We start from the raw sequence: 23,046 nt of genomic DNA, 5'->3' as shown, positions 1-23,046 counted from the left end.
GAATGAAATTACACGTTTTTGAACTGGGAAGCTTGAAGCTGGATAAAAATCTAGTGGTTTCCATGTCCCATGTGGCGAGAGTGAAAAACCCTCACTGTGAAAACGAGATGGTAGAATTTCCTGTTCCGGCTTTTCTCATAGAGACCGAAAAAGGTTACATTCTCTACGATACGGGCTGCCATCCCGACTGCATGGGAGAGCAGGGACGCTGGCCGGTGGAGTTTCAAAATCAAGTGCCTTTCGAAGGGGATGAGACGTCGAACATTCTCTATAAATTGAAAGAACTTGGAATCAGTCCGGATGACATCGGTACGGTAATTTTGTCCCACATGCACAATGACCATGCGGGATGTGTGGAATATTTCCACAACGCAGAATTCATTGTACATAGAGATGAATTCAACGCATGTATACAGGCATACGCGCTGCACCGATACATGGACTCCTATATCTGGAAGGACACCGATCATTGGATAAAGAATAAAATGAACTGGCGCCTGCTGGAACCCGGGGATGGAGATTATGAAGTGCAGCCGGGAGTTACCATCCTTAATCTGGGGCCGGGGCATGCAAGGGGTGTTCTCGCGCTAAAAGTAGATTTGGAGAACACCGGAACTGTGATTATCACTTCCGACGCGGTATATTGTACGGAAAATTATGAAAATGAGCAGGAACCGGGTGTTATCTATGATACGGTAGGCTGGAGAAGAAGCTTAAAGTATATTAAAAATACCGCGAGAACAGCACATGCGAAAGTATGGTTCGGCCATGACAGGAAGCAGTTCGACACGCTTGTCAAGTCGCCGGAAGGGTACTATGATTAAGTAAGGCAGAGGATTGGGACGGATGAAAACAGCGTCCCATTTCTCTTTTCAGAAGCATATTCAGTAAATAAAGGAGATAAGGTAAACTATGAGCGAAATGAGATTCAAACCAGTCACAGCTATCACCATGGGGGACCCGGCCGGCATCGGGCCGGAGATTGTGGTCGGCACCATGCTGGCTCAGGAGATCCATGAATGCTGCCGTCCCTTCGTTATCGGGAGCATCGCCATCATGGAGCGGGCGGCCAAGGTACTCGGCAAAGAGCTGAAGTACAACAAGATCCAAGACCCGGCGGAGGCCAAGTATGAGTTCGGGACCGTGGACGTGCTGGAGACCGGAGAATACGACACGGATTCTATCCAGTGGGGACAGGTGCAGGAGCTGGCCGGCCGGATGGCCATCGACTGGATCATGAAGTCCATCGAGCTTGGCATGGCAGGGAAAGTGGACGCGGTATCCACTGCGCCTATCCACAAGGGGGCTATCAAGCTGGTGGGCATCAAGGAGCCGGGGCATACGGAGATCTACCAGCACCAGACCAACTCCCCCTACGCGCTGACCATGTTCTCCTGCCACAAGCTGAGGGTCTTCTTCGTGAGCCGCCATATGTCGCTGGTGGACGCCTGCCGTTATGCCACCAAGGATGTGGTGCTCGAGAATGTCATCAACATCGACAAGGAGCTGCGCAAGGTGGGGATCGAGAATCCGTATATCGCCGTGGCCGGGCTGAACCCCCACAACGGGGACAACGGGCTGTTCGGGACGGAGGAGATTACCGAATTGGAGCCGGCCGTGAAGGCGGCGCAGGAGATGGGGATCAACGCCGTAGGGCCGTGCCCGGCGGATTCCGTGTTCCATATCGGGAAATCAGGGAAGTACGACGCCATCCTTTCCCTGTACCACGATCAGGGGCATATCGCCTGCAAGACACTGGACTTTGAGAAGTCCGTGACCCTGACCTTCGGCCTGCCCTTCATCCGCAGCTCCGTGGACCACGGGACTGCCTTCGATATCGCGGGCAAGGGCATCGCGGGCTGCGTGAGCCTGATCGAGTCCACAAAGGTCGTGGCAGAGTACGCGGCGAAGCAGCATGAGAGCAAGGTAGAGTAGAGGAGGTAGGGCTATGCCATTGATTGGTTCCGTAGCAGATGACCTGACCGGAGCGACCACCACAGGGGTGCTGCTCGCCCGGAGCAAGGCAAGGACCGCAGTATTTTTTAATGTAGAAGCAGCCCAGAAGGGCGAAGGGGTGGAGGAGCTGGACGCCATCCTCATCAGCAGCAACAGCCGGGCCCTCCCGGCCAATGAGGCCTATGGGAAGGTGAAGGCTGCCACGGACGCCCTGAAAGAGATGGGCGTGAAGTATTTCCAGAAGCGGATCGACACGACCCTGCGGGGCGGTGTGGGCGTGGAGATAGACGCCATGCTGGACCAGCTGCCGGAGGGGACGGTGGCGGTGGTAGTGCCGGCCATGCCCCAGTCCCGGCGGATACTGGTCGGGGGCTATTCCGTGATAGACGGCGTGGCGCTGATCAACACGCCGGTGGCGAAGGACGTGCGCACTCCGGTGAAGGAGAACTATATCCCCCGCCTGCTGTCCGGGCAGACGAGAAGGAAGGTAGGGCTGGTGGCCTTGGATAAGGTGCTGGCAGGGGATGAGGCCATCCGGGAAGCGCTGAAAGAGCAGCGTGGGGCAGGCTGTGAGGTCATCGTGGTGGACGGCATCACGCTGGAGGATGTGGAGAACATCGCACAGGCCTGCATTTCCCTGAACTGGAATGTGGTGACCGTGGACCCGGGCCCCTTTACTGCAAAGATGGCCTATTACCGGGACCTGATCCAGAAGGAGGAGCCGAACCTGCCTCCCGAGGCAGATGAGGCGGGAAAGACCGTGCTGATCGCGGCGGGGAGCGCCACCCCGGTGACAAAGAAGCAGATGGGCATCCTGTGCGAGGACGCAAGGCATGTGCGCATCAGCGTAGAGCCGCTGCCGCTGATCGAGGGCGGGGACGAGGCGCTGGATGAAGTATACCGCGCGGTACATAAGGCGGTGGAACTCCTGAAGTCAGGGGAGCAGCCCCGCGCCATCCTGTTCGAGACGGCGCTCCACGGGGAGCTGCTGAATCTGGATGAGGAGGACGCGAAGCGCCACTATGCAGGGGGCATGAGCGCGGACCGGATCAATGCGGGTCTGGGCATGATCATCGCCCAAGTGCTGGAGATCGTAGGAAGAGAGCGGATCGCGGGGCTCTACACGACGGGAGGGGACACGATGGTGAACGTGTGCTACCAGTTGGGCGTAGAGTGCATTGAAGTGATGGACTATGTGATACCGCAGACGGACGTGGGACGGCTGGTAGGAAGCCCCTATGACGGTCTGCCGGTAGTAGGGAAAGGCGGCCTCACAGGGAACGACAATACAGCCTGTGATATCGTGACAAGGCTATTCAGAGAAGCGGCCCGGCAGATTTGAGGCAATGGGATATCAGCTTTGCAAGGGGGGAAGCGTGTGCAGGAAAGATGGAAGTTTATTTTAAAGGAACTTGAGGATAAGGGGAAAATAAAAGTGGCTGAAATCAGCAGGGAATATGGCTGTTCGGAAGTCACTATAAGAAATGACATCAAAAAAATGGACGGGGAAGGACTGCTCATGCGGACACACGGGGGTGCGGTCAGATATCAGAGTAAGACAGAGGCGCCCTATCCATATGTATCCGAAAGCCTGATGAGAAACATGGAGCGCAAAAAACAGATAGCTGCAAAGGCATATGAACTCATCGAGGAAAGGGACACCATTATTATTGACGATGCGTCCACTAGCTTTTATCTGGCAGAATACATCAAAGAACATCCCCAGAAACGCCTTGCGGTGGTCACCAATTCCCTGCTGGCAGGAAATGAACTGGCCGGAGTCAAACATGTAGAGTTATATATGGTAGGGGGATATGTGGGCGGATATATCGCCTCGACTATGGGGGAAGAAGCGGTGGAGCACATGAAAGAATTTCATGTAGATAAAGCCTTTATCGGAGCCCATGGGATTAATTTTAAAGCCGGCCTCACTTCCATAGCTACGCCCCAGATGCAGATGAAGCAGGCGATACTCAAAGCCACGGAGAAAGTCTATGTGCTTGCGGACAGCAGTAAATTCAGCGGCGGCTATCTTTCGGTCATCTGCCCGATAGACGCCGTCGACCAGATCATTACCGACAGGGAACTGCCGCTGAGCACCGCGGAGCTGGCAAAAGAATACAAAGTGCCGCTGATTGTGGCCTGAGCGAATCGGCTCTAGAACAAAGTAGACAAATACCCTATGTTACAAAAAACAGCCGCTGATAACAAAAAATGTTACCCGCGGCTGTTTTCTTATAGCATGAGCCTGACTTGGAGGAGAAAATTACAATTTGATGTTCTTGAATAAGTCACCCAAGCTGGTTCCAATATTTTCTGCCTTTGGAATCTCAACATGGATTTCCTCTTCTTCTTTTTTAGCTTCCATTAAAGCTTTCATGCTCAGGCTGATTTTACCGTCCTTGATGCCGATAACTTTGACATTGACTTCATCGCCTATTTTCAATACTTGCTCCGGTGTCTTGATTCGCTCTGTGCTGATCTGGGAGATGTGAACCAGACCGGAGAGCCCGTTCTCCAGACGGATGAAAGCGCCGTAAGTCTGGATAGATTCTACCGTTCCTGTAAGAACAGTGCCGACCTGTACGGAGGAGAGAAGCTCTTCTTTCGCTTTCTTCTCGTTTGCTTTGAGAATCTCTCTGGCAGATAAAATCAAGCGGTTGTTGGCCTGATCGGCTTCGATAACTTTCACTTCGATATCTGCTAAAAGATAACTTTCCAAATCTTCGATATAGGATAAAGAAAGGCGGGAGGCAGGAATAAATCCCCGGATACCCTCTACCATGGCGATGACTCCGCCGTTGACTACGCCTTCCACTTTGACCGGAAGGACAGTTCCTTTTTCCATATAGTCGATTACTCTGTTCCATGGATTGGCATCATCGAAATGCTCTTCGTAATCTGCCATTGTTTCTGTAGTTCCCTGTAACTGTTCGTTGTCCATTTTTGCACCTCTGATTGTAATAAATTATGTTTACTGATGCCCCGGACACATATGCAGCGCCGGGAGCCATGTGCAATGATATACTTCGCACTCTGTAGTTATTATATCATATAATCAAAGGAATAGGAAGGAGAAACGGCTCACTGTTTTTGCGAAAATACAAGAGTTTTTAGAAATACGGTTGACGAAAGTTGCAAAAAATGGCATTCTGACAATAGAGAAAGAAACAAAACGAGGGAGAGCTATGGAAAAGAGGAAAACAAGAAAGACCTACGTAGTAGGACATAAGAATCCGGATACGGATTCTATTTGTTCTGCGATTGCTTACGCCAACCTAAAACGGCAGATAACCGGGGAGGAGTATGTGGCGAAGCGGGCAGGAGAATTAAACAGCGAGACGGAGTATGTATTAGAGCGTTTCGGGGTGGAGTCTCCCGGATATTTGAATGATGTCCATCTTCAAGTGAAGGATATGGATATCAGGCAGATTGAGGGGATTATGGGACATGTTTCTATCAAAGAGGCATGGTCCATCATGAAAGAGATGAACATTAAAACGATGCCGATAACGAGAAACAGCCAGCTGGAAGGCCTGATTACAATTGGAGATATCGCGACTTCCTACATGGAAGTTTACGACAGCAGAATTCTTGCGACGGCACGCACACAGTACCGCAATATTGTGAACACATTGGACGGCACTATCATATCGGGAAATGAGCATGGGTATTTCCTGAACGGGAAAGTGGTAATCGCGGCCTCAAGCCCGGAATTGATGGAGAATTTTATCGAGAAGGATGATCTGGTCATCTTGGGAAACCGGTATGAGTCCCAGCTCTGCGCCATAGAGATGGACGCAAGCTGTCTGGTCATCTGTCAAGGCTCTGAGATATCGAAGACCATCAAAAAACTGGCGGCGGAGCGCGACATTGTGGTCATCAGCACGCCGCACGACACGTTTACTGCGGCCAGACTCATCAATCAGAGTATTCCGGTCAAGTATTTTATGAGTAAGGAGAATCTGGAGACATTCCGTCTGAATGATTATGTGGAGGACGTCAAGGAGGTCATGGCAAAGAAGAAATACCGTGATTTCCCGGTCATTGATAAAAAGGGCCGTTTTTATGGGTTTATTTCCCGCAGAAGATTGATGGGCTCCCGTAAAAAGCAGGTGATACTGGTGGACCACAATGAGAAATCACAGGCTGTGGACGGAATTGAAGAGGCAGAGATTCTTGAGATTATCGACCACCACAGACTGGGCAGCATGGAGACAATCGGGCCCGTATTTTTCCGTAATCAGCCGGTGGGCTGTACAGCCACGATTATTTACCAGATGTATCAGGAGAACGGTATTCAGGTTGACAAGACGACAGCAGGGCTTTTGTGCTCCGCGATTATTTCCGATACACTTTTGTTCCGCTCACCTACCTGCACCATGGTAGATCAGGCGGCGGCAGAAGCGCTGGCCCAGATCGCGGGCATCGATATGGAAACATATGCGGGACAGATGTTCAACGCGGGCAGCAACCTGCGGGGAAAGAACGCAGAGGAAATCTGCTTTCAGGATTTCAAAGTGTTCAACGCCAATGGGATTGCTTTCGGCGTAGGACAGATTACATCAATGAATCAGGACGAGCTGGACGAGGTCCGGGAGCGGATGGAGCCGTATCTGAATGAGGCCAGAAATATGCAGCGTCTGGATATGGTATTCTTTATGCTGACCAATATTTTGGAGGAATCTACGGAACTCATGTGCTGCGGAGACGGGGCAAGAGCGAGAATGCTGGAGGCTTATGAACTGCCGGAGGATACCGGGCATATCTTGTTAAAGGGCGTTGTTTCCCGAAAGAAACAGTTGATACCTACACTCGTAAGTTATCTTCAGCAGAAATAAAAGCCTGTATGGGACGGCTTAATGACAGACAGGAGAAAGACAGATGGCGAAAGAGACTTGGAAAGCAGGAAATATGCTGTATCCTCTGCCAGCCGTAATGGTGAGCGCGGCGGACAGGGAAGGAAGGGCTAATATTATTACCGTGGCTTGGGCGGGGACAATCTGCACGAACCCTCCCATGGTATCTATTTCTGTGAGACCGGAGAGATATTCTTATGAAATGATTCGGGATACAAAGGAATTTGTTATCAACCTGACCACGGAAAAGCTGGCATTTGCCACCGATTACTGTGGAGTAAAGTCCGGGCGCGAGGTGGATAAGTTTGCAGAGATGAAGCTGACGAAAGAGAGCGCAGATTTTGTGAAGGCTCCTCTGATAGGAGAGAGCCCGGTGAATATCGAATGCCGTGTTGTGAAGGTGGAAGAATTAGGCTCCCACCACATGTTTTTGGCGGAAGTTCTGGCGGTACATGTGGATGACCGTTATCTGGATGACAGGAACAGATTCGCGCTGGAGAAAACAGACCCCATTGTCTATGTACACGGACAGTATTTCAGTTTGGGACAGCTTCTCGGAAGCTTCGGATATAGCGTGAAAAAGGCGAAAAAGAAAAAGGCGGGACTGCGATGAAAGCAGTCCCGCTTTTTTCTTTTATAGATTTTTGATTTTTAACCTGTATATCCGGCGCAGCAACAGTGCAGAAAGCGTCAGCGATACAAGTTCCGCTATGGGGATAGCCCACCAGACCATGTGGAGCCCGAAAAGCGACGCGAACGCGTAGGCAACCGGAAGTATGACAAGAAGCTGCCTCGCGACAGAGATGATCAGGCTGTATACACCGTTGCCGAGGGCTTGGAAAACGGAGCCTACAATGATGCAGAAGCCGGCGAAGATGAAACTGAGGCTGATGATGCGAAGCGCCGGGATTCCGATTTCCAGCATATGCTCAGAAGCATCAAAAATATTGAGCATAGAAGCGGTTTTGAGCTGGAACACGGCAAGGCCGACTGCCATGATGCCCATGGCGATAGCTACGCTCAGCCGTATGGTCTGCATAATTCTCTTTTTCTGGCGTGCTCCGTAGTTGTAGGCGATGATAGGTATCATACCGTTGTTCAGGCCGAATATGGGCATGAAGATAAAGCTCTGCAGTTTGAAGTAGATGCCGAAGACGGCGGCCGCTGTGGATGAGAACATCAGCAGAATTTTGTTCATGCCGAAAGTCATCACAGAGCCGATGGACTGCATGATAATGGAAGGTACTCCGACCTTGTAGATATCCGCTATGATTTTACCGTTGGGGCGGAAGCCCTTCATGTTTAGATTCAATTCTTTGTTTTTGACTACATTGTAGTAGACGCCGAGCAAAAAGGCGATTATCTGTCCGATAACGGTGGCCCAGGCGGCGCCGGCGACCTCAAGGCGGGGGAAACCAAATAGGCCGAAAATCAGAATCGGATCAAGAATAATGTTGATGACGGCGCCCAGACCCTGCGTAATCATAGTATAGAATGTTTTCCCTGTAGCCTGCAGAAGGCGCTCCGTCATAATCTGCATAAAAATACCGATGGAAAGAATGGTGACAATCTGCATGTACTGGGTACCATAAGTGACAATGAGTGGATTGTCAGTCTGTACACGGAAGAAAAAGCCTGCGCTGGCACCGCCTACTATGGCAAAGACGACAGAGCTTATGAATCCTAAGAACAGGCCGTTTTTCGCTGCCAGATTGGCGTCGTCGAACCGTCTTTCCCCTAGATTTCTGGAGAGAAGGGCATTGATGCCCACACCTGTCCCGGCCGCGACCGCGATCATAAGGTTCTGGATGGGAAAGGCAAGGGAGACGGCAGTGAGGGCCTCCTCGTTGAGTTTGGCCACGAACATGCTGTCGACGATGTTGTAAAGCGCTTGAACAAGCATGGAAATAATCATGGGCAGTGACATAGTAATTAGTAATTTGGGAATGGGCATAACGCCCATTTTGTTTTCTTTTGATGTATCTGACATAACTTCCTCCTAAGATAACAATATATTGACAGTCTATCTGCCATTATATCATCCTGTGCTTCTATTGCAAAGAGAAAAATCATATATTAGACAACAGAGCAGAAAATAAAAGTAAATGGGGTGGCAGTTTGAACAACCGGTTGCCGCGGTTTTTGTGCGGAATTTGTTATATGATGTGTTTGTTGTCGGCATGGGGGATTTGGAAAGGGAAGACTTGGGAGGCAATTCGTTTTGAGACGCCGGTAAGCGAGACGGCTGCAGACGCGTCGGGGGATACGGAGCCTATGGAGGCGCCTAAAATCGCGCTCACCTTTGATGACGGCCCTAATCCGGGCAGCACACCGCTTTTGCTGGACGGACTTTCGGAGAGGGGAATCAAGGTGACTTTTTTTGTCATCGGGCAGAATGTAGAAAAATATCCGGATATTGTGAAACGGGAGGCCGAAGAAGGGCATATTGTGGGAAACCATACATACCACCACATTGAGATTACGAAGGTTTCTTCGGATGAGGCGAGGACGGAGATAATGGATACGAGCAATCTTGTGGAGGAAATTACAGGCAGGCCGACAGAATATATGCGCCCGCCCTTCGGCGCGTGGCAGAAAGAACTGGAGCTTAATATGGACGTGATGCCGGTACTCTGGACTGTGGATCCGTTGGACTGGACGACCGAGAATGAGGATGAAATTGTGAATAAGGTAGTGACTCAGGCGAAAGAAAATGATATTATTCTATTACATGACTGTTACAAATCCTCTGTGAGGGCAGCCCTGCGGATTATTGACATCCTTCAGAAAGAAGGGTTTGAATTTGTGACGGTAGATGAATTACTTTTGAACTGAGGACTGCATATGATACATGAATTTTCCAGAACAGAACTCCTGATAGGAGAGGAAGGAATAGAAAGGCTGAGACAGGCGTCGGTGATGGTGTTCGGGGTGGGCGGCGTAGGCTCACACTGCATAGAAGCGCTGGCGCGGTGCGGCGTGGGGAAGCTTATTTTGATTGACAATGACACGGTGTCATTGACGAATATCAACCGCCAGTCGATTGCGTCCCACAGTACGATTGGGAAGCATAAGACAGAGGTAATGAAAGAAAAAATCAAGGATATCTGTCCACAGACGGAGGTTATCACCTATGAGCGTTTTATTCTCTCGGATAATCTGTCCGACATTTTGGAGGAGGCCCCTGATTATATTATTGACGCCATCGACACGGTGACGGCCAAGCTGGCGCTTATTGAGGCCGCCAAGGAGAAGGGAATCCCAATCATCAGCAGCATGGGCACCGGGAACAAGCTGCACGGAGAATTATTCGAAATCGCAGATATTAGTAAGACTAGTGTGTGCCCGCTCTGCAAGGTGATGAGGAAGGAACTGAGGAGCAGGGGAATCACACATTTGAAAGTACTGTACTCCCAAGAGAAGCCGGCCGATACGGCTGCAAGAGATACGGGGGAGGATAAGGGACAGAGACGAAGCATCCCGGGGAGTATCTCTTTTGTGCCGCCTGTCGCCGGTCTTTTGATCGCAGGCGAAGCAGTCCGTGAACTGCTTGGCATGGAGTAAGAGAGGAGAAAATAGCAATGGATTTATTTGATTATATGCGGGAGACCAATAAAGAGAAAGAGTCTCCGCTTGCGTCGAGGCTTCGCCCGGTCACCTTAGATGAGGTGGTAGGGCAGCAGCATATTATTGGAAAGGACAAGCTTCTTTACCGGGCTATCAAGGCGGACAAGCTGAGCTCTCTTATTTTTTACGGTCCGCCGGGGACGGGAAAGACGACGCTGGCCAAGGTGATTGCCAACACGACCAGCGCCGAGTTTACGCAGATTAACGCCACGATTGCCGGGAAAAAGGATATGGAGGCTGTGGTGGAGACGGCCAAGCAGACGTACGGGATGTACCAGAAAAGAACGATACTCTTTGTAGATGAGATTCACCGTTTTAACAAAGGCCAGCAGGACTACCTGCTTCCCTTCGTGGAGGACGGGACGCTGATTTTGATTGGAGCTACCACGGAGAATCCCTATTTTGAAGTAAATGGGGCCCTGATTTCCAGATCCAGTATCTTTGAGCTGAAGCCCCTGTCACAGGAAGATGTGGAGACGTTGATATTGCGTGCCGTGAATGACAGCCAAAAGGGAATGGGAAGCTATCGGGCGCAGATCGACGAGGACGCTTTACATTTCCTTGCCGATGTGGCAGGAGGAGATGCGAGAAGTGCATTAAATGCCGTGGAATTGGGCATTCTTACAACAGAGCGCAGCGCGGACGGCATCATTCATATTACGCTGGATGTGGCGGCCGAATGTATACAAAAACGAGTGGTCCGCTATGATAAGACCGGAGACAATCATTATGACACTATTTCTGCATTCATTAAAAGCATGAGGGGATCCGACCCGGATGCGGCCGTATTTTATCTGGCCAAGATGTTGTATGCGGGAGAAGATATTAAGTTCATAGCCAGAAGAATCATGATTTGCGCATCCGAGGATGTTGGTAATGCAGATCCTATGGCGCTTACGGTTGCGGCAAGTGCCGCGCAGGCGGTGGAGCGGATCGGCATGCCGGAGGCCCAGATTATTTTGTCTCAGGCTGTACTTTATGTGGCATCGGCGCCTAAGAGCAATTCGGCGGTGAACGCCGTTTTCGATGCACTGAACTATGTGAAGCAGTATAAGACGACCGTCCCGGTGCATCTTCAGGACGCCCACTACAAAGGCTCGAAGAACTTGGGGCACGGGACGGGGTACAAGTACGCCCACGACTATCCGGAACACTATGTAGAGCAGCAGTATCTGCCGGATGAGATAAAAGATGCGGTGTTCTATCACCCGGGGACAGAGGGGTATGAGGCGGAAATCAAAGAGCGGCTGGAGCACTTAAAGAGCAGGAATAGAAGCCGGTAATCACTCAAACATGAAATCACTTCATTCACACAGATTCTATTGCAAGACCTTTTGCTCTTTGCTAAGATTACCTTACAGTAGATGGCGGATAGGCCGCCGTTTAACTGCCAACAGGAAGGGAAGTGATGATATGATTGATATCAAAGACAGCTACATCACAATCGCATGGCTGATTCTTTTGATCGTACTGCTGATAATTGAAATTATCACGGTGGGGCTTACCAGCATCTGGGCAGCAGGAGGCGCTTTGGCGGCGTTGATATTGAATCTCCTGAATGTATCTGTTGTCTGGCAGGTAGTTGTCTTTTTCGTAGTGACGTTCGTACTTCTGTATTTTACCCGCCCCTTTGCGGTGAAGTTCATCAACGCGAAGCGGGAGAAGACGAACTATGAAGGGATTATCGGAAAGACAATCCGCATCGCAGACCGGGTGGACAATATGAGCCAGACCGGCAGGGCAGTCGTAAATGGGCAGGAGTGGACAGTACGTGCTGAAAAAGACGAAGACATTCTGGAGCCGGGGACAATTGCCAAAGTCGTAAACATAACCGGAGTGAAACTGATTGTAAAGAAGTATGAGGAGGAATAGACTATGAATACGAGTATAGTGGGAATGATTATTTTGGCTGTCGTGATTGTAATTGTTTTGCTGCTATTGGTATCCTGCATAAAGATCGTACCGCAGGCAAAGGCGCTGGTTATCGAAAGACTTGGCGCTTATCAGGCAACATGGAGCGTAGGGCTTCATTTTAAAATCCCGATTATTGAGCGTGTCGCCAGAAGAGTAGATTTGAAGGAACAGGTAGTGGACTTTGCTCCACAGCCGGTTATCACGAAAGACAACGTAACGATGAGAATCGATACCGTTGTATTTTATCAGATTACTGACCCGAAGCTGTTCTGCTACGGAGTGGCGAACCCGATCATGGCGATTGAGAACCTGACGGCTACAACGCTTCGTAATATCATCGGTGATTTGGAGCTTGACCAGACATTGACCTCCAGAGAGACGATCAATACAAAGATGAGGGCATCCCTTGACGTTGCCACAGACCCTTGGGGAATCAAAGTCAACCGTGTAGAGCTTAAGAATATTATTCCGCCGGCAGCGATTCAGGATGCCATGGAAAAACAGATGAAGGCTGAACGTGAACGCCGTGAAGCAATCCTTCGTGCAGAGGGTGAGAAGAAATCCACTGTCCTTGTAGCAGAAGGTGATAAGGCATCCGTTATTTTGAAGGCGGAGGCCGACAAGCAGGCTGCTATCCTTCAGGCGGAGGCTGAGAAGGAAAAGAGAATCAAAGAGGCAGAAGGTGAGGCCCTTGCGATTCTCAAAGTACAGCAGGCCAATGCCGACGGTATTCGTTTCCTGAAAGAAGCGGGCGCGGATGAAGCAGTACTTACTATCAAGAGTCTGGAAGCTTTTGAGAGGGCTGCCGACGGCAAGGCTACCAAGATTATTATCCCTTCTGAGATTCAGGGGCTGGCCGGTCTTGTGAAAAGTGCAAAAGAAGTCATCGTTGATTAAGGAGATAGAGGCGGTTTGTGTTAGGAGGGCATAGATATGACATATGTAATGATTCTGGAGGATGACCGGGCTTCCATGGAGGCGCTGGCGAAAATTCTCTCTGAGTATTCGGATGATATCTGTGTCCACACCGCCTCGTCTTATAAGGAAGCGAAAGGCCTGTTGGATGCGGATATCCAATATGGCCTTTTTCTCTTGGATGTGAACTTGAGCGGTTCAAAGAGGGAAGACATAGGCGGCATTTTATTTGCCAGAGAGGTAAGGGAGCGGTTCCGCTATACTTTTACACCGATTGTGATGGTCACTGCCGTAGGGGCAATGGAGATGCAGGCATATCGTGAGCTTCACTGCTACCAGTATATCATGAAGCCTTTCCGGAAGGAGCAGGTGGTTGAGGTGGTGGAAAAGGTTCTTGCAAAGGCAAAGCAGGAAGAGCCTCCGTCTGTGACTGTGAAGAAAGAGGGCATTAATTATCAGGTAAAATGTGAGGATATCCGTTACATAGAGGCCGTACCGAGGGGAATCGCCATTCATATGAAAGAGGAGACTTGGAATGTACCTTATGTGACATTGAAGCAGATGCTTCAAAAGGTACCCAGAGATATTTTTGTGCAATGCCATCGGATGTATGTGGTCAATAAACGGGAAGTGGAGTATTACGACACGGTTAACCGGATTGTGAAGCTTAGAGACTGTGATGATACTGTGGAGATAGGTGTGACCTACAAAGCAGAGATAGGGAGGCTTTTAAGTGATTGACTGGGTTAGAAAGTTTTTATATCGTATATTTTGCGCGATTGCCCTGCTGGTGTCAGTATATCTGGTCGTAGATTTTATGATAAGTGGAACCTTTGAACTGCGGGTGTTCATCATGTTTCTTCTGATGGTCATTGTCATTCTCTGGGGGATAGTTGACTGGCGCAAGAATTACATTTTAGTGCAGCAGAAGGAGACGGAGCTGCGCATGTATCAGATGTATATCCAGCCGCTGGAAGAGCTGGTTAAGGAGATTCGTGCAAAACAGCATGAATTCGACAATCATATCAACGCCATTTTGAATATGCATCTGACCGTCGACAATTATGACGAGCTGGTGGCGCGGCAGTCTGAGTATATCACTGAGGCGGTAAAAGAGAATGACGGCAGACAATATCTCCCGCTATTAAAAATCAGTGACAAGGTGCTGGCCGGTTTTCTGTACAGTAAAATTGTACGGGCTCCCGGATATATTCAAACGGAGCTGGAAGTCCGGAATCTGGAGATTATTTCTGGCATCTCTGAGCATCATCTGATAGAGATTATCGGCACGCTGGTGGACAATGCCTATGAGGCCTGCACGGAAGAACTGAACCGGGTTATCATGATTTTGGATTCTGAGAATGACAAGGTGATTTTTGAGGTTAAGAACCGAATGCGCAATGTAAAACTGGAAGACATCGGACGCTTTTTTGAGAAAGGATATTCGACGAAGAGTGATGACGGCAAAAGAGGATTCGGACTCTACAATGCGAAAGTCCTGACAGAGACCCACGGCGGGGAAATCACAGTCAGCACAGACTTCATCGACGAGCGCAATTATATATGTTTTAAGGTAGCGGTATAATAAAATACCTCCTTCATCCTGCGGACGGGCTGAGGGAGGTATTTTTTAAACATAGGGAACTTTGTTCATATGGTAACTGCTAAAGCAGCTGTGACATGAGCCAGGCGTAAACTTCTTGATTTTTCTTTTGCCAATTATTGCTTATGGATTCGGCCTCGCTCTCTGTGGGAACGGAGAGCGTCAAATCAATCAGAGGCTCTTGATTTTCCAGAACCTGACACCGGACTGAATATTCACCGGCGGTATTGCGGTAGTAGTCCGCCTTGACTGACACTTCATTTTTTAAATCGTACTGTTTTTCGCGCAGAAAGTTATCAATATCGTCTTGAATAGAGCGGGATATTTTATTTGTAAAATACTGGATAGACTGGGCCCCGTCCTCTGTCAGGTGGTAGAGCGTACGGTTGTGGGTAGTCTCCTCGCGCAGCAGCTCGGCGTCGGCCAGTTCTGACAATGCCTGCTGCAGTTTGAAATAGGTAGTGTAGCCTTTGTCCAGAATAAATTCAGAAATCTGGGAGTTCGTCATCGGAAAATCCACTTTGTTCAGCATATATAAGATAATCAGTTTGTAGAGTGTAAATGTTTCTGACATGAAACGTCCCTCCTTTCTTCCGGGGAATATGATTTTCCCTGCCATATATCATGATCTTTGAAATATTTCTGCATAGAGTTTAGGACCTTGCGCTTATTCCCGGTCCAAAGGGGAGCGATGAGAATGGATTTGGGGCCGTCGCCCGTCAATCGGTGGACGACGATATCCGGCCTCAGCAGACAGAGACATTTGCTTAAAAGAGCAAAGTAGGCGTCCATATCCATGACAGGAAAAGGATGCTCCCTGTAGAAGGTTCCCAAATCTGTATGATTTAATATATGTAAAAGCTGTAGTTTTATTCCGTCGATGGGGAGCTGGTTCAGATAGCGGATGGTTTCCAGCATATCAGTCTCCGTCTCGCCCGGAAGGCCTAAAATAACATGTACGATGACTGATATCCCTCTGGCGTGCAGCTCCTTTACGGCTGCCTCAAAGACGGGGAGGGCATAGCCGCGCCGGATAAAGCAGGCTGTACGTTCGTGGATTGTCTGAAGTCCTAATTCCACCCAGACAGGTTTCCGCCTGCTCAGGCCATCCAGAAGACTCAGGACGTCTGCGCCCAGACAATCCGGGCGGGTGGCAATCGAGAGTATTCGGATATCCGGATGTGTGGCCGCTTCTGTAAAAATGGTACGCAGATAAGGAACAGGGGCGTATGTATTAGTATAGGCCTGAAAATACGCGATGTATCCGTCCCCTGTCTGCTTCCTCTTTACCAGTTCCTTTCCAGCGTCGATCTGTTCTGTGATTGAAAGTGCGGAATCGGAGGCGAAATCGCCGCTTCCCCCGGCACTGCAGAAAATGCATCCCCGGCTGCCGAGCGTACCATCCCGGTTGGGACAAGTACAGCCGCCGTCCAGTGAAAGTTTGTACAGCTTTTCTCCGTAGGTCGTTTTCAGATAATAATCTAAAGAATTATAGCGTTTTTCGCCCCAGCGCATGATTAGATCAACTCTTTGACCGCTTTGCTGACCGTGTCTGCGACACGTGGATCAAACGCTTCCGGAAGAATATTGTCTTCATTCAGTTCATCATCCGGTACCAGACCTGCAATCGCTTTTGCGGTGGCGAGTTTCATCTCTTCGGTAATCTGTGAGGCGCGTCCCTCGAGAGCTCCTTTAAAAATACCGGGGAAAGCCACTACATTATTGACCTGATTCGGGAAATCGGAGCGGCCTGTACCAACTACTTTGGCGCCGGCTTCTTTTGCCAAGTCGGGCATAATCTCAGGCACAGGGTTGGCCATGGCGAACAGGATAGCGTCTTTGTTCATGGAGGCCACCATCTCTTTTGACACGATGTTCGGGGCGGAGACTCCTACAAAAATATCAGCGCCGTGCAGCGCGTCAGCCAATGTGCCCGTGGCTTTTTCCAGATTTGTCACTTGAGCCATCTCTTTCTGCATCCAGTTAAGGTTCGGGGAGGCCTCTGAGATAATACCGTTGATGTCGCACATTGTAATATGTGGGAAACCGTAAGTCAAAAGAAGCTTTGTGATGGCGACCCCGGCGCTTCCGGCTCCGTTGACTACAACTTTACAGTCTTCCTTATTCTTGCCGGTTACCTTTAGCGCATTGATGATACCGGCAAGTACAATGATGGCCGTGCCGTGCTGGTCGTCGTGGAAGACCGGTATATCGAGCAGTTCCTTCAATCTGGATTCAATCTCAAAACAGCGTGGCGCTGAAATGTCTTCCAGATTAATACCGCCAAAGGCGGGGGCAATGTTTACTACGGTGCGGATGATTTCTTCCGTGTCCTGCGTATCAAGACAGATAGGTACGGCGTTGACACCGCCGAACTCTTTGAAAAGGACAGCCTTTCCCTCCATGACCGGCATGGCCGCACAGGCGCCGATGTTGCCGAGGCCTAACACTGCGCTTCCGTCAGAGACGACGGCCACCGTATTTGCTTTCATTGTATAGGTATAAGCAGCTTCTTTATCTTTCGCGATCACCTTACACGGTTCCGCTACACCGGGCGTGTAGGCGATGGCCAAATCTTCTCTTGAATTAACATGGGCTTTTGCGGTCGTTTCTAATTTTCCGTTCCATTTTGCGTGCATTTCCAATGCTTTTTCGCTAGTAGACATGTGAAATATCCTCCTTGAGAGTCAAATTTAATAACTAACATTTATCATAACATTGTTAATCGAGTAAATCAATGACCGGATTTTTTGGTGTGAGACAAAAAAGTTCTTTTCATTTGAAGGAAAATAGTGTATACTTACACTCATCTAATACTTAATAAATGTCATTTCTGACAAATTTTCCCGTAATAACAACCGAAATCAGGAAAAATCAAAAATGTCCAAGGAGGAACAACAGTTAATATGATGAGAGAAAAGTATGAATCCCTTCCGCTTGCCACATTGCGTGATTTGGCAAAAGCGCGTGGATTAAAGGGGATATCCACATTGAAAAAAGCGGAGCTTATTGAAGTGATGCTGAAGGAAGATGAAAAAGACAATGTGAAGGAAGTAAAAGAAGAGATTAAAAGTGAGAAGGCCGGAGCTGTTGATATAGAGCAGCTGGACAGTGGGAAGACGGTGAATGGTATTCTGGAAGTTATGTCAGACGGCTACGGCTTTATCCGCTCAAAAAACTATCTGCCGGGTGACGACGATGTCTATGTGTCCCCTTCACAGATACGCAGGTTTGGCCTGAAGACAGGAGATATCATCACAGGAAATACAAGGGTAAAGACACAGGCAGAAAAGTTCAGCGCCCTTTTGTATCTGACGAGAATCAATGACATGATTCCGGCTGAGGCCACAAAACGCAGGAATTTTGAGGATATGACTCCTATTTTCCCAAATGAAAGACTTTGTCTGGAGGCGGGAAGGACAAGTACAGCCATGCGTGTCATGGATCTGCTGTCGCCAATCGGTAAGGGGCAGAGGGGAATGATTGTGTCTCCGCCAAAGGCAGGTAAGACCACTTTGTTAAAGCAGGTCGCGCTTTCTATTAGGAAGAATAACCCGGAAGTCCATCTTCTGATTCTTCTGATTGATGAGCGTCCGGAGGAAGTGACGGACATCAAGGAGGCCATTGAGGGGGATAATGTGGAAGTGATTTATTCTACCTTTGACGAACTGCCGGAACACCACAAACGGGTCTCAGAGATGGTCATTGAGCGCGCGAAGCGTTTGGTCGAGCATAAAAAGGATGTCATGATTCTGCTCGACAGTATTACAAGGCTGGCAAGGGCATATAACTTGGTAGTACCGCCAAGCGGGAGAACACTTTCCGGTGGTCTGGATCCGGCGGCTCTCCACATGCCGAAGCGCTTCTTCGGTGCGGCAAGAAATATGCGCGAGGGCGGAAGCCTTACGATTCTTGCGACAGCGCTCGTGGATACGGGCAGCAAGATGGACGATGTCATCTATGAAGAGTTCAAGGGCACAGGCAACATGGAGCTTGTTCTCGACAGGAAGCTTTCTGAAAAACGTATCTTCCCGGCTATCGATATCCCGAAATCAGGAACGAGAAGAGACGACTTACTTCTGACGCAGGAAGAGCAGTCAAGCGTAGATATCATCAGGCGTGCGCTGAACGGCATGAAAGCCGACGAGGCCGTGGATAATATCCTGAATATGTTCGACAGAACGAAAGATAATGCAGAATTTGTCCAAATGGTGAAAAAAATGAAATTTATTTAGTGAAAAGAACTTGCATTCACAAATTAAATATGCTACAATAACAAAGCTGTTTAAAGACATTAGCCGCGTAAACACGCGTAAAACGAATAAAAATAAGAAGAGGTGAAAATCATGAAAGAGGGAATCCATCCAGCATATCATCAGGCAACTGTAACATGCAACTGCGGAAATACATTTGTAACAGGTTCTACAAACGAAGATATCCACGTAGAAATCTGCTCTAAATGTCACCCGTTCTACACAGGACAGCAGAAAGCAGCTCAGGCTCGTGGCCGTGTTGATAAGTTTAACAAAAAATACGGAATCAAAGAAAATTAGAATTCGCATGCATCAGGCTGAGGTTACTATAATCTCAGCCTGTTTTGCTTACCGTAAAGTGTTCTGTATTTAAGGAGAGAAATATGAAATCATCTAATATTGGAGGTCAGGCGGTACTTGAAGGAGTCATGATGAAGAACAGAGATTCTTACGCAGTGGCTGTCAGGAAGCCTGACGGAGAAATCGAGATAAAAAAGGATACATACAGGAGTATTGTAGGCAGGTTTTCTGCGCTGACGAGAATTCCGTTTGTACGGGGAGTATTTAATTTTATAGATTCATTGGTTCTGGGAATGAGTACCCTGACATGGTCCTCCAGTTTTTATGAAGAAGAGGAGGAGAAAATCATGACAGAGGAGGAAGAGAAGAAAGCCAAGAGAACAGAAGGAATTCTGATGGCTGCCACCATGGTGTTTTCTTTTGCGCTGGCCATCGGCATCTTCATGATTCTTCCTTATTTTATATCGGATTTTCTAAAGCGCTGGGTGCCCTCCTATACGGTTCGCCTGATTCTTGAGGGAATAATCAGAATTGGGATTTTCGTAGGGTATGTGGCCCTCATATCTTTGATGAGGGACATCAAACGGCTGTACATGTACCATGGGGCGGAACATAAATGCATCAATTGTATTGAGCATGGACTTCCCCTCAATGTAGAGAATGTCAAAAAGAGTTCCAAGGAGCACAAACGCTGCGGCACCAGTTTTATGCTCTTTGTCATGATTGTGGGCATCGTGCTGCTGTTCTTCGTGCGTGTGGACTCGGTAGTGATGCGTGTCGTGGTAAGGATTGCGCTGCTTCCTCTGATTGCGGGAATATCCTATGAGATTATCCGCTGGGCCGGCAGCAGTTCCAATCCGATCGTATGTATCTTGAGTAAACCGGGGCTTATGCTTCAGCGTCTGACGACGAAAGAGCCGGATGACGATATGATAGAAGTGGGGATTGCCTCCGTGGAGGCGGTGTTTGACTGGCAGGCATACCTGCGGGAGAATTTTGGAGAACAGGACGGAGAAGAGACAGGTGACATATCAGGAAATTTACAGAGAAGCATGTGAACTGCTGGAAAATGCAGGCATAGTGGACGCAAGGACGGACGCGTGGATTCTGCTGGAATATGTGACCGGGGTGAGCCGGACGTTATTTTATGTGGAACCGGGCCGTGAGCTGGCGGATGATGCCGCACAGGAGTACAAACGGCTTCTTGCGCAGCGTGTGAAAAGGATACCGGTTCAGCATCTGACTGGTGAGCAGGAATTTATGGGGATGACCTTTCAGGTAAACCCAAGCGTGCTTGTTCCGAGGCAGGATACGGAGGTTTTAGTGGAACTGGCGGAAAAGGTATTGCGGCCGGGCATGCGCGTGCTGGATATGTGTACCGGTTCCGGCTGTATCGGAGTCAGTCTGGCGGTGCGGAATCAAGGGCTGGCGGTGACTGGAGCGGATATCTCTGGGGACGCACTTGATCTGGCAGAGAAAAACGCAGAAAATTTGGGGGCAGATGTAAAGTTTGTACAGAGCGATATGTTTTCCGAAATAGAAGGAAACTACGATATGATTATCTCAAATCCCCCCTATATTCCCACGGCGGAGATCGAGCGGCTGGAGACGGAGGTAAAGCTCCATGATCCCTTCGGCGCATTGGACGGAAGGGAAGACGGCCTTCATTTTTACCGCATACTGGCAGAAGAAGGGCCTGCGCACCTAAAGCAGGGCGGATATCTGATGCTGGAAATCGGGCATGACCAGAGTGCGGCGGTGGAGAAGCTTTTAAAAGAGAATGGATTTATAGAAGTCCGGACAGAAAAGGACTTGGCGGGACTTGACCGTGTAGTGGCGGGCGTGTACAATAGGCAATAGTGAATTACAGGAGGATTTAACAATGTTTGATAAATTAGAGGATTTGCTGATTCGTTTTGAGGAGATTCTTGGAGAACTGCAGCAGCCGGATGTAGTAAATGATCAAGAGCGTTTCCGCAAACTGATGAAGGAACAGAATGATTTGACACCGATTGTTGAAGCATATAAGGAATATAAGAACTGTAAGCAGGCAGTTGAGGACAGCCTGCTGATGCTGGAGGAAGAGACGGACGAGGAGATGCGGGAGATGGCGAAAGAGGAGCTTAATGACTCCAAGCGCCGGATTGAAGAACTGGAGCAGGAGCTCAAGATTCTTCTTCTTCCGAAAGACCCGAATGATGAAAAGAACGTACTTGTAGAAATCCGCGCGGGTGCGGGTGGAGATGAGGCGGCACTTTTCGCGGCGGAGATTTACCGTATGTATGTGCACTATGCTGAAAGCAGAAGATGGCGCACGGAAATCATTTCCTTGAGCGAGAACGGAATCGGCGGCTTCAAGGAGGTTGTCTTTATGATTACAGGACAGGGCGCTTATTCCCGTTTGAAATACGAGAGCGGTGTGCATCGTGTACAGCGAGTGCCGGAGACCGAGAGCGGCGGGCGTATCCACACTTCTACTATCACCGTGGCAATCATGCCGGAAGCGGAAGAGGTGGATGTAGTCATCGACGATAAGGACATCCGTATCGACGTGATGCGTGCGTCAGGAAACGGTGGACAGTGTGTCAACACGACGGACTCTGCCGTGCGCCTGACTCATTATCCGACCGGTATCGTCATCTACAGCCAGACTGAGAAATCTCAGCTGCAGAACAAGGAGAAGGCCTTCCGCCTCCTGCGTTCCAAGCTTTATGAAATGGAGCTGGAAAAGCAGCAGTCAGCAGAGGCTGAGGCAAGGAGAAGCCAGATTGGAACAGGAGACCGCTCCGAAAAGATCAGAACCTATAACTTCCCTCAGGGGCGTGTGACTGACCATAGAATCAAGCTCACACTGCATAAGCTGGATGGAATATTAGGCGGAGATTTGGATGAAGTGATCGACAGTTTGATCGCGGCAGATCAGGCCGCCAAGCTTGCAAATATGAACGAATAGACAGAAAGAAAGGCAGAACTGGGTCTTATCCCGGTTCTGCCTTTTTTGTGTCTGCGATAAACGTAAAAAATTTGATGATAATCTGGAATAACTTGCAGAAATGGATAGCAATGTGTAAAATCTAATAAAAGGACTGGAAGAGAGAGGAAGACGAAAGATATGGAAATCAGAAGAGCTGAGACAGCTGATTTGGAGCAGATTATGGGGATATACCAATATGCAAGGGAATTTATGAGACAGACCGGCAATCCGGGGCAGTGGGGGGAGAATTTCCCGCCGAGGGAATTGATTGAGGAGGATATAAGGGTGCGGCAGTGCTATGTTTGTGCAGAGGGAGAAGAAATACAAGGTGTATTTGCGTTTATCTTAGGTGAGGATCCGACCTATGCTGTGATTGAAGACGGTGCGTGGTTAAATGAGGAGCCGTATGGAACTATCCATAGAATCGCAAGCGCCGAGGGCGCGAAGGGAGTCTTTGCAGGATGCATTACTTATTGTAAAGGGATAATAGATAATTTAAGGATTGATACGCACCGGGATAATAAGGTGATGCAGCATGTGATTGAAAAGGCGGGATTCCAGAAGTGCGGCATTATTCATGTGGCAGACGGAAGCGAGAGGCTGGCATATCAGTTCTCACTTGAAAATCGAACGAACGTTTGATAT

At 49.1% G+C, this 23,046-nt stretch carries 24 protein-coding genes; 19 read left to right on the top strand and 5 right to left on the bottom strand.

Going from position 1 to position 23,046, the window contains the following annotated elements; translation table 11 throughout:
- The first annotated feature begins 2 nt into the window (after positions 1-2).
- The 4 genes from BN6465_RS12495 (at position 3) to BN6465_RS12480 (ending at position 4,102) form a co-directional block, all read left to right on the top strand.
- Positions 3-824 carry an N-acyl homoserine lactonase family protein gene (locus BN6465_RS12495; RefSeq protein WP_199882839.1) on the top strand — a complete coding sequence of 274 codons (822 nt, stop codon included), beginning with the start codon at positions 3-5 and terminating at the stop codon, positions 822-824.
- Positions 825-912: 88 nt separating this feature from the next.
- Positions 913-1,935, top strand: a complete 1,023-nt coding sequence (pdxA, locus tag BN6465_RS12490) for a 4-hydroxythreonine-4-phosphate dehydrogenase PdxA (protein ID WP_066735766.1) — start codon at positions 913-915, stop codon at positions 1,933-1,935.
- A 13-nt stretch (positions 1,936-1,948) separates the two neighbouring features.
- A complete protein-coding gene (locus BN6465_RS12485) occupies positions 1,949-3,298 on the top strand; it encodes a four-carbon acid sugar kinase family protein (RefSeq protein WP_066735765.1) in 1,350 nt (449 codons plus the stop codon).
- 36 nt (positions 3,299-3,334) lie between these two features.
- Positions 3,335-4,102, top strand: coding sequence for a DeoR/GlpR family DNA-binding transcription regulator (locus BN6465_RS12480; protein ID WP_066735764.1), 768 nt, complete (start codon positions 3,335-3,337; stop codon positions 4,100-4,102).
- A gap of 120 nt (positions 4,103-4,222) precedes the next feature.
- On the opposite strand, the gene BN6465_RS12475 is transcribed toward BN6465_RS12480, so the two are convergent.
- Positions 4,223-4,900, bottom strand: a complete 678-nt coding sequence (locus BN6465_RS12475; protein WP_066735763.1) for a S1 RNA-binding domain-containing protein — start codon at positions 4,898-4,900, stop codon at positions 4,223-4,225.
- 244 nt (positions 4,901-5,144) lie between these two features.
- On the opposite strand from BN6465_RS12475, the gene BN6465_RS12470 reads away from it, so the two are divergent.
- Positions 5,145-6,797, top strand: a complete 1,653-nt coding sequence (locus tag BN6465_RS12470; protein WP_066735762.1) for a putative manganese-dependent inorganic diphosphatase — start codon at positions 5,145-5,147, stop codon at positions 6,795-6,797.
- 43 nt (positions 6,798-6,840) lie between these two features.
- A complete protein-coding gene (locus tag BN6465_RS12465) occupies positions 6,841-7,428 on the top strand; it encodes a flavin reductase family protein (protein ID WP_066735761.1) in 588 nt (195 codons plus the stop codon).
- Between the two features lie 21 nt (positions 7,429-7,449).
- Here BN6465_RS12465 and BN6465_RS12460 read toward each other — a convergent pair whose 3' ends face one another.
- Positions 7,450-8,805: an MATE family efflux transporter gene (locus BN6465_RS12460; protein ID WP_066735757.1), complete on the bottom strand. Its 1,356-nt coding sequence runs from the start codon at positions 8,803-8,805 to the stop codon at positions 7,450-7,452.
- A 170-nt stretch (positions 8,806-8,975) separates the two neighbouring features.
- Here BN6465_RS12460 and BN6465_RS12455 point away from each other — a divergent pair, with 170 nt between their 5' ends.
- From BN6465_RS12455 to BN6465_RS12425, 7 genes are all read left to right on the top strand, one after another.
- Positions 8,976-9,650 (top strand): polysaccharide deacetylase family protein, encoded by a 675-nt coding sequence (locus BN6465_RS12455; RefSeq protein WP_074017794.1) that lies wholly within the window; start codon positions 8,976-8,978, stop codon positions 9,648-9,650.
- 9 nt (positions 9,651-9,659) lie between these two features.
- Positions 9,660-10,379 (top strand): tRNA threonylcarbamoyladenosine dehydratase, encoded by a 720-nt coding sequence (locus BN6465_RS12450; RefSeq protein WP_066735756.1) that lies wholly within the window; start codon positions 9,660-9,662, stop codon positions 10,377-10,379.
- Positions 10,380-10,396: 17 nt separating this feature from the next.
- Complete coding sequence (locus tag BN6465_RS12445) at positions 10,397-11,725, top strand: replication-associated recombination protein A (protein ID WP_066735755.1); 1,329 nt, start codon at positions 10,397-10,399, stop codon at positions 11,723-11,725.
- A gap of 130 nt (positions 11,726-11,855) precedes the next feature.
- A complete protein-coding gene (locus tag BN6465_RS12440) occupies positions 11,856-12,314 on the top strand; it encodes an NfeD family protein (RefSeq protein WP_066735754.1) in 459 nt (152 codons plus the stop codon).
- A 3-nt stretch (positions 12,315-12,317) separates the two neighbouring features.
- Complete coding sequence (locus BN6465_RS12435; RefSeq protein WP_066735752.1) at positions 12,318-13,253, top strand: SPFH domain-containing protein; 936 nt, start codon at positions 12,318-12,320, stop codon at positions 13,251-13,253.
- 36 nt (positions 13,254-13,289) lie between these two features.
- On the top strand, positions 13,290-14,012 hold the full coding sequence (locus BN6465_RS12430; protein WP_066735750.1) for a LytR/AlgR family response regulator transcription factor: 723 nt from the start codon (positions 13,290-13,292) through the stop codon (positions 14,010-14,012).
- The gene (locus BN6465_RS12425; RefSeq protein WP_066735748.1) at positions 14,005-14,856 is read left to right on the top strand and encodes a sensor histidine kinase; all 852 of its coding nucleotides are present in this window, start codon (positions 14,005-14,007) and stop codon (positions 14,854-14,856) included. Before BN6465_RS12430 ends, BN6465_RS12425 begins: the two co-directional genes overlap by 8 nt.
- Before the next feature lie 79 nt (positions 14,857-14,935).
- Here the strand turns inward: BN6465_RS12425 and BN6465_RS12420 are convergent, their stop codons facing one another.
- The 3 genes from BN6465_RS12420 to BN6465_RS12410 are packed head-to-tail and all read right to left on the bottom strand — an operon-like array spanning position 14,936 to position 17,540.
- Positions 14,936-15,448 (bottom strand): DUF4364 family protein, encoded by a 513-nt coding sequence (locus tag BN6465_RS12420; RefSeq protein ID WP_066735746.1) that lies wholly within the window; start codon positions 15,446-15,448, stop codon positions 14,936-14,938.
- Positions 15,418-16,389, bottom strand: coding sequence for a TIGR01212 family radical SAM protein (locus BN6465_RS12415; RefSeq protein ID WP_082891700.1), 972 nt, complete (start codon positions 16,387-16,389; stop codon positions 15,418-15,420). The genes BN6465_RS12420 and BN6465_RS12415 overlap by 31 nt, the downstream gene beginning before the upstream one ends.
- 2 nt (positions 16,390-16,391) lie before the next feature.
- Positions 16,392-17,540: an NAD(P)-dependent malic enzyme gene (locus tag BN6465_RS12410; RefSeq protein WP_066735741.1), complete on the bottom strand. Its 1,149-nt coding sequence runs from the start codon at positions 17,538-17,540 to the stop codon at positions 16,392-16,394.
- A 240-nt stretch (positions 17,541-17,780) separates the two neighbouring features.
- Here BN6465_RS12410 and rho point away from each other — a divergent pair, with 240 nt between their 5' ends.
- The 6 genes from rho (at position 17,781) to BN6465_RS12380 (ending at position 23,043) form a co-directional block, all read left to right on the top strand.
- The gene (rho, locus tag BN6465_RS12405; RefSeq protein WP_066735740.1) at positions 17,781-19,109 is read left to right on the top strand and encodes a transcription termination factor Rho; all 1,329 of its coding nucleotides are present in this window, start codon (positions 17,781-17,783) and stop codon (positions 19,107-19,109) included.
- 111 nt (positions 19,110-19,220) lie between these two features.
- Positions 19,221-19,427, top strand: coding sequence for a 50S ribosomal protein L31 (gene rpmE, locus BN6465_RS12400; RefSeq protein ID WP_066735738.1), 207 nt, complete (start codon positions 19,221-19,223; stop codon positions 19,425-19,427).
- Between the two features lie 83 nt (positions 19,428-19,510).
- Positions 19,511-20,485 carry a DUF1385 domain-containing protein gene (locus tag BN6465_RS12395; RefSeq protein ID WP_066735734.1) on the top strand — a complete coding sequence of 325 codons (975 nt, stop codon included), beginning with the start codon at positions 19,511-19,513 and terminating at the stop codon, positions 20,483-20,485.
- Positions 20,451-21,287, top strand: a complete 837-nt coding sequence (prmC, locus tag BN6465_RS12390) for a peptide chain release factor N(5)-glutamine methyltransferase (protein ID WP_066735730.1) — start codon at positions 20,451-20,453, stop codon at positions 21,285-21,287. Before BN6465_RS12395 ends, prmC begins: the two co-directional genes overlap by 35 nt.
- 22 nt (positions 21,288-21,309) lie before the next feature.
- A complete protein-coding gene (gene prfA, locus BN6465_RS12385) occupies positions 21,310-22,380 on the top strand; it encodes a peptide chain release factor 1 (protein ID WP_066735727.1) in 1,071 nt (356 codons plus the stop codon).
- Between the two features lie 159 nt (positions 22,381-22,539).
- Positions 22,540-23,043: a GNAT family N-acetyltransferase gene (locus BN6465_RS12380; RefSeq protein ID WP_066735724.1), complete on the top strand. Its 504-nt coding sequence runs from the start codon at positions 22,540-22,542 to the stop codon at positions 23,041-23,043.
- Positions 23,044-23,046: the final 3 nt, after the last annotated feature.

This window comes from Bariatricus massiliensis, from assembly GCF_900086725.1.
Classification (GTDB): domain Bacteria; phylum Bacillota; class Clostridia; order Lachnospirales; family Lachnospiraceae; genus Allocoprococcus; species Allocoprococcus massiliensis.
This window is presented reverse-complemented; position numbering and strand designations above follow the sequence as displayed.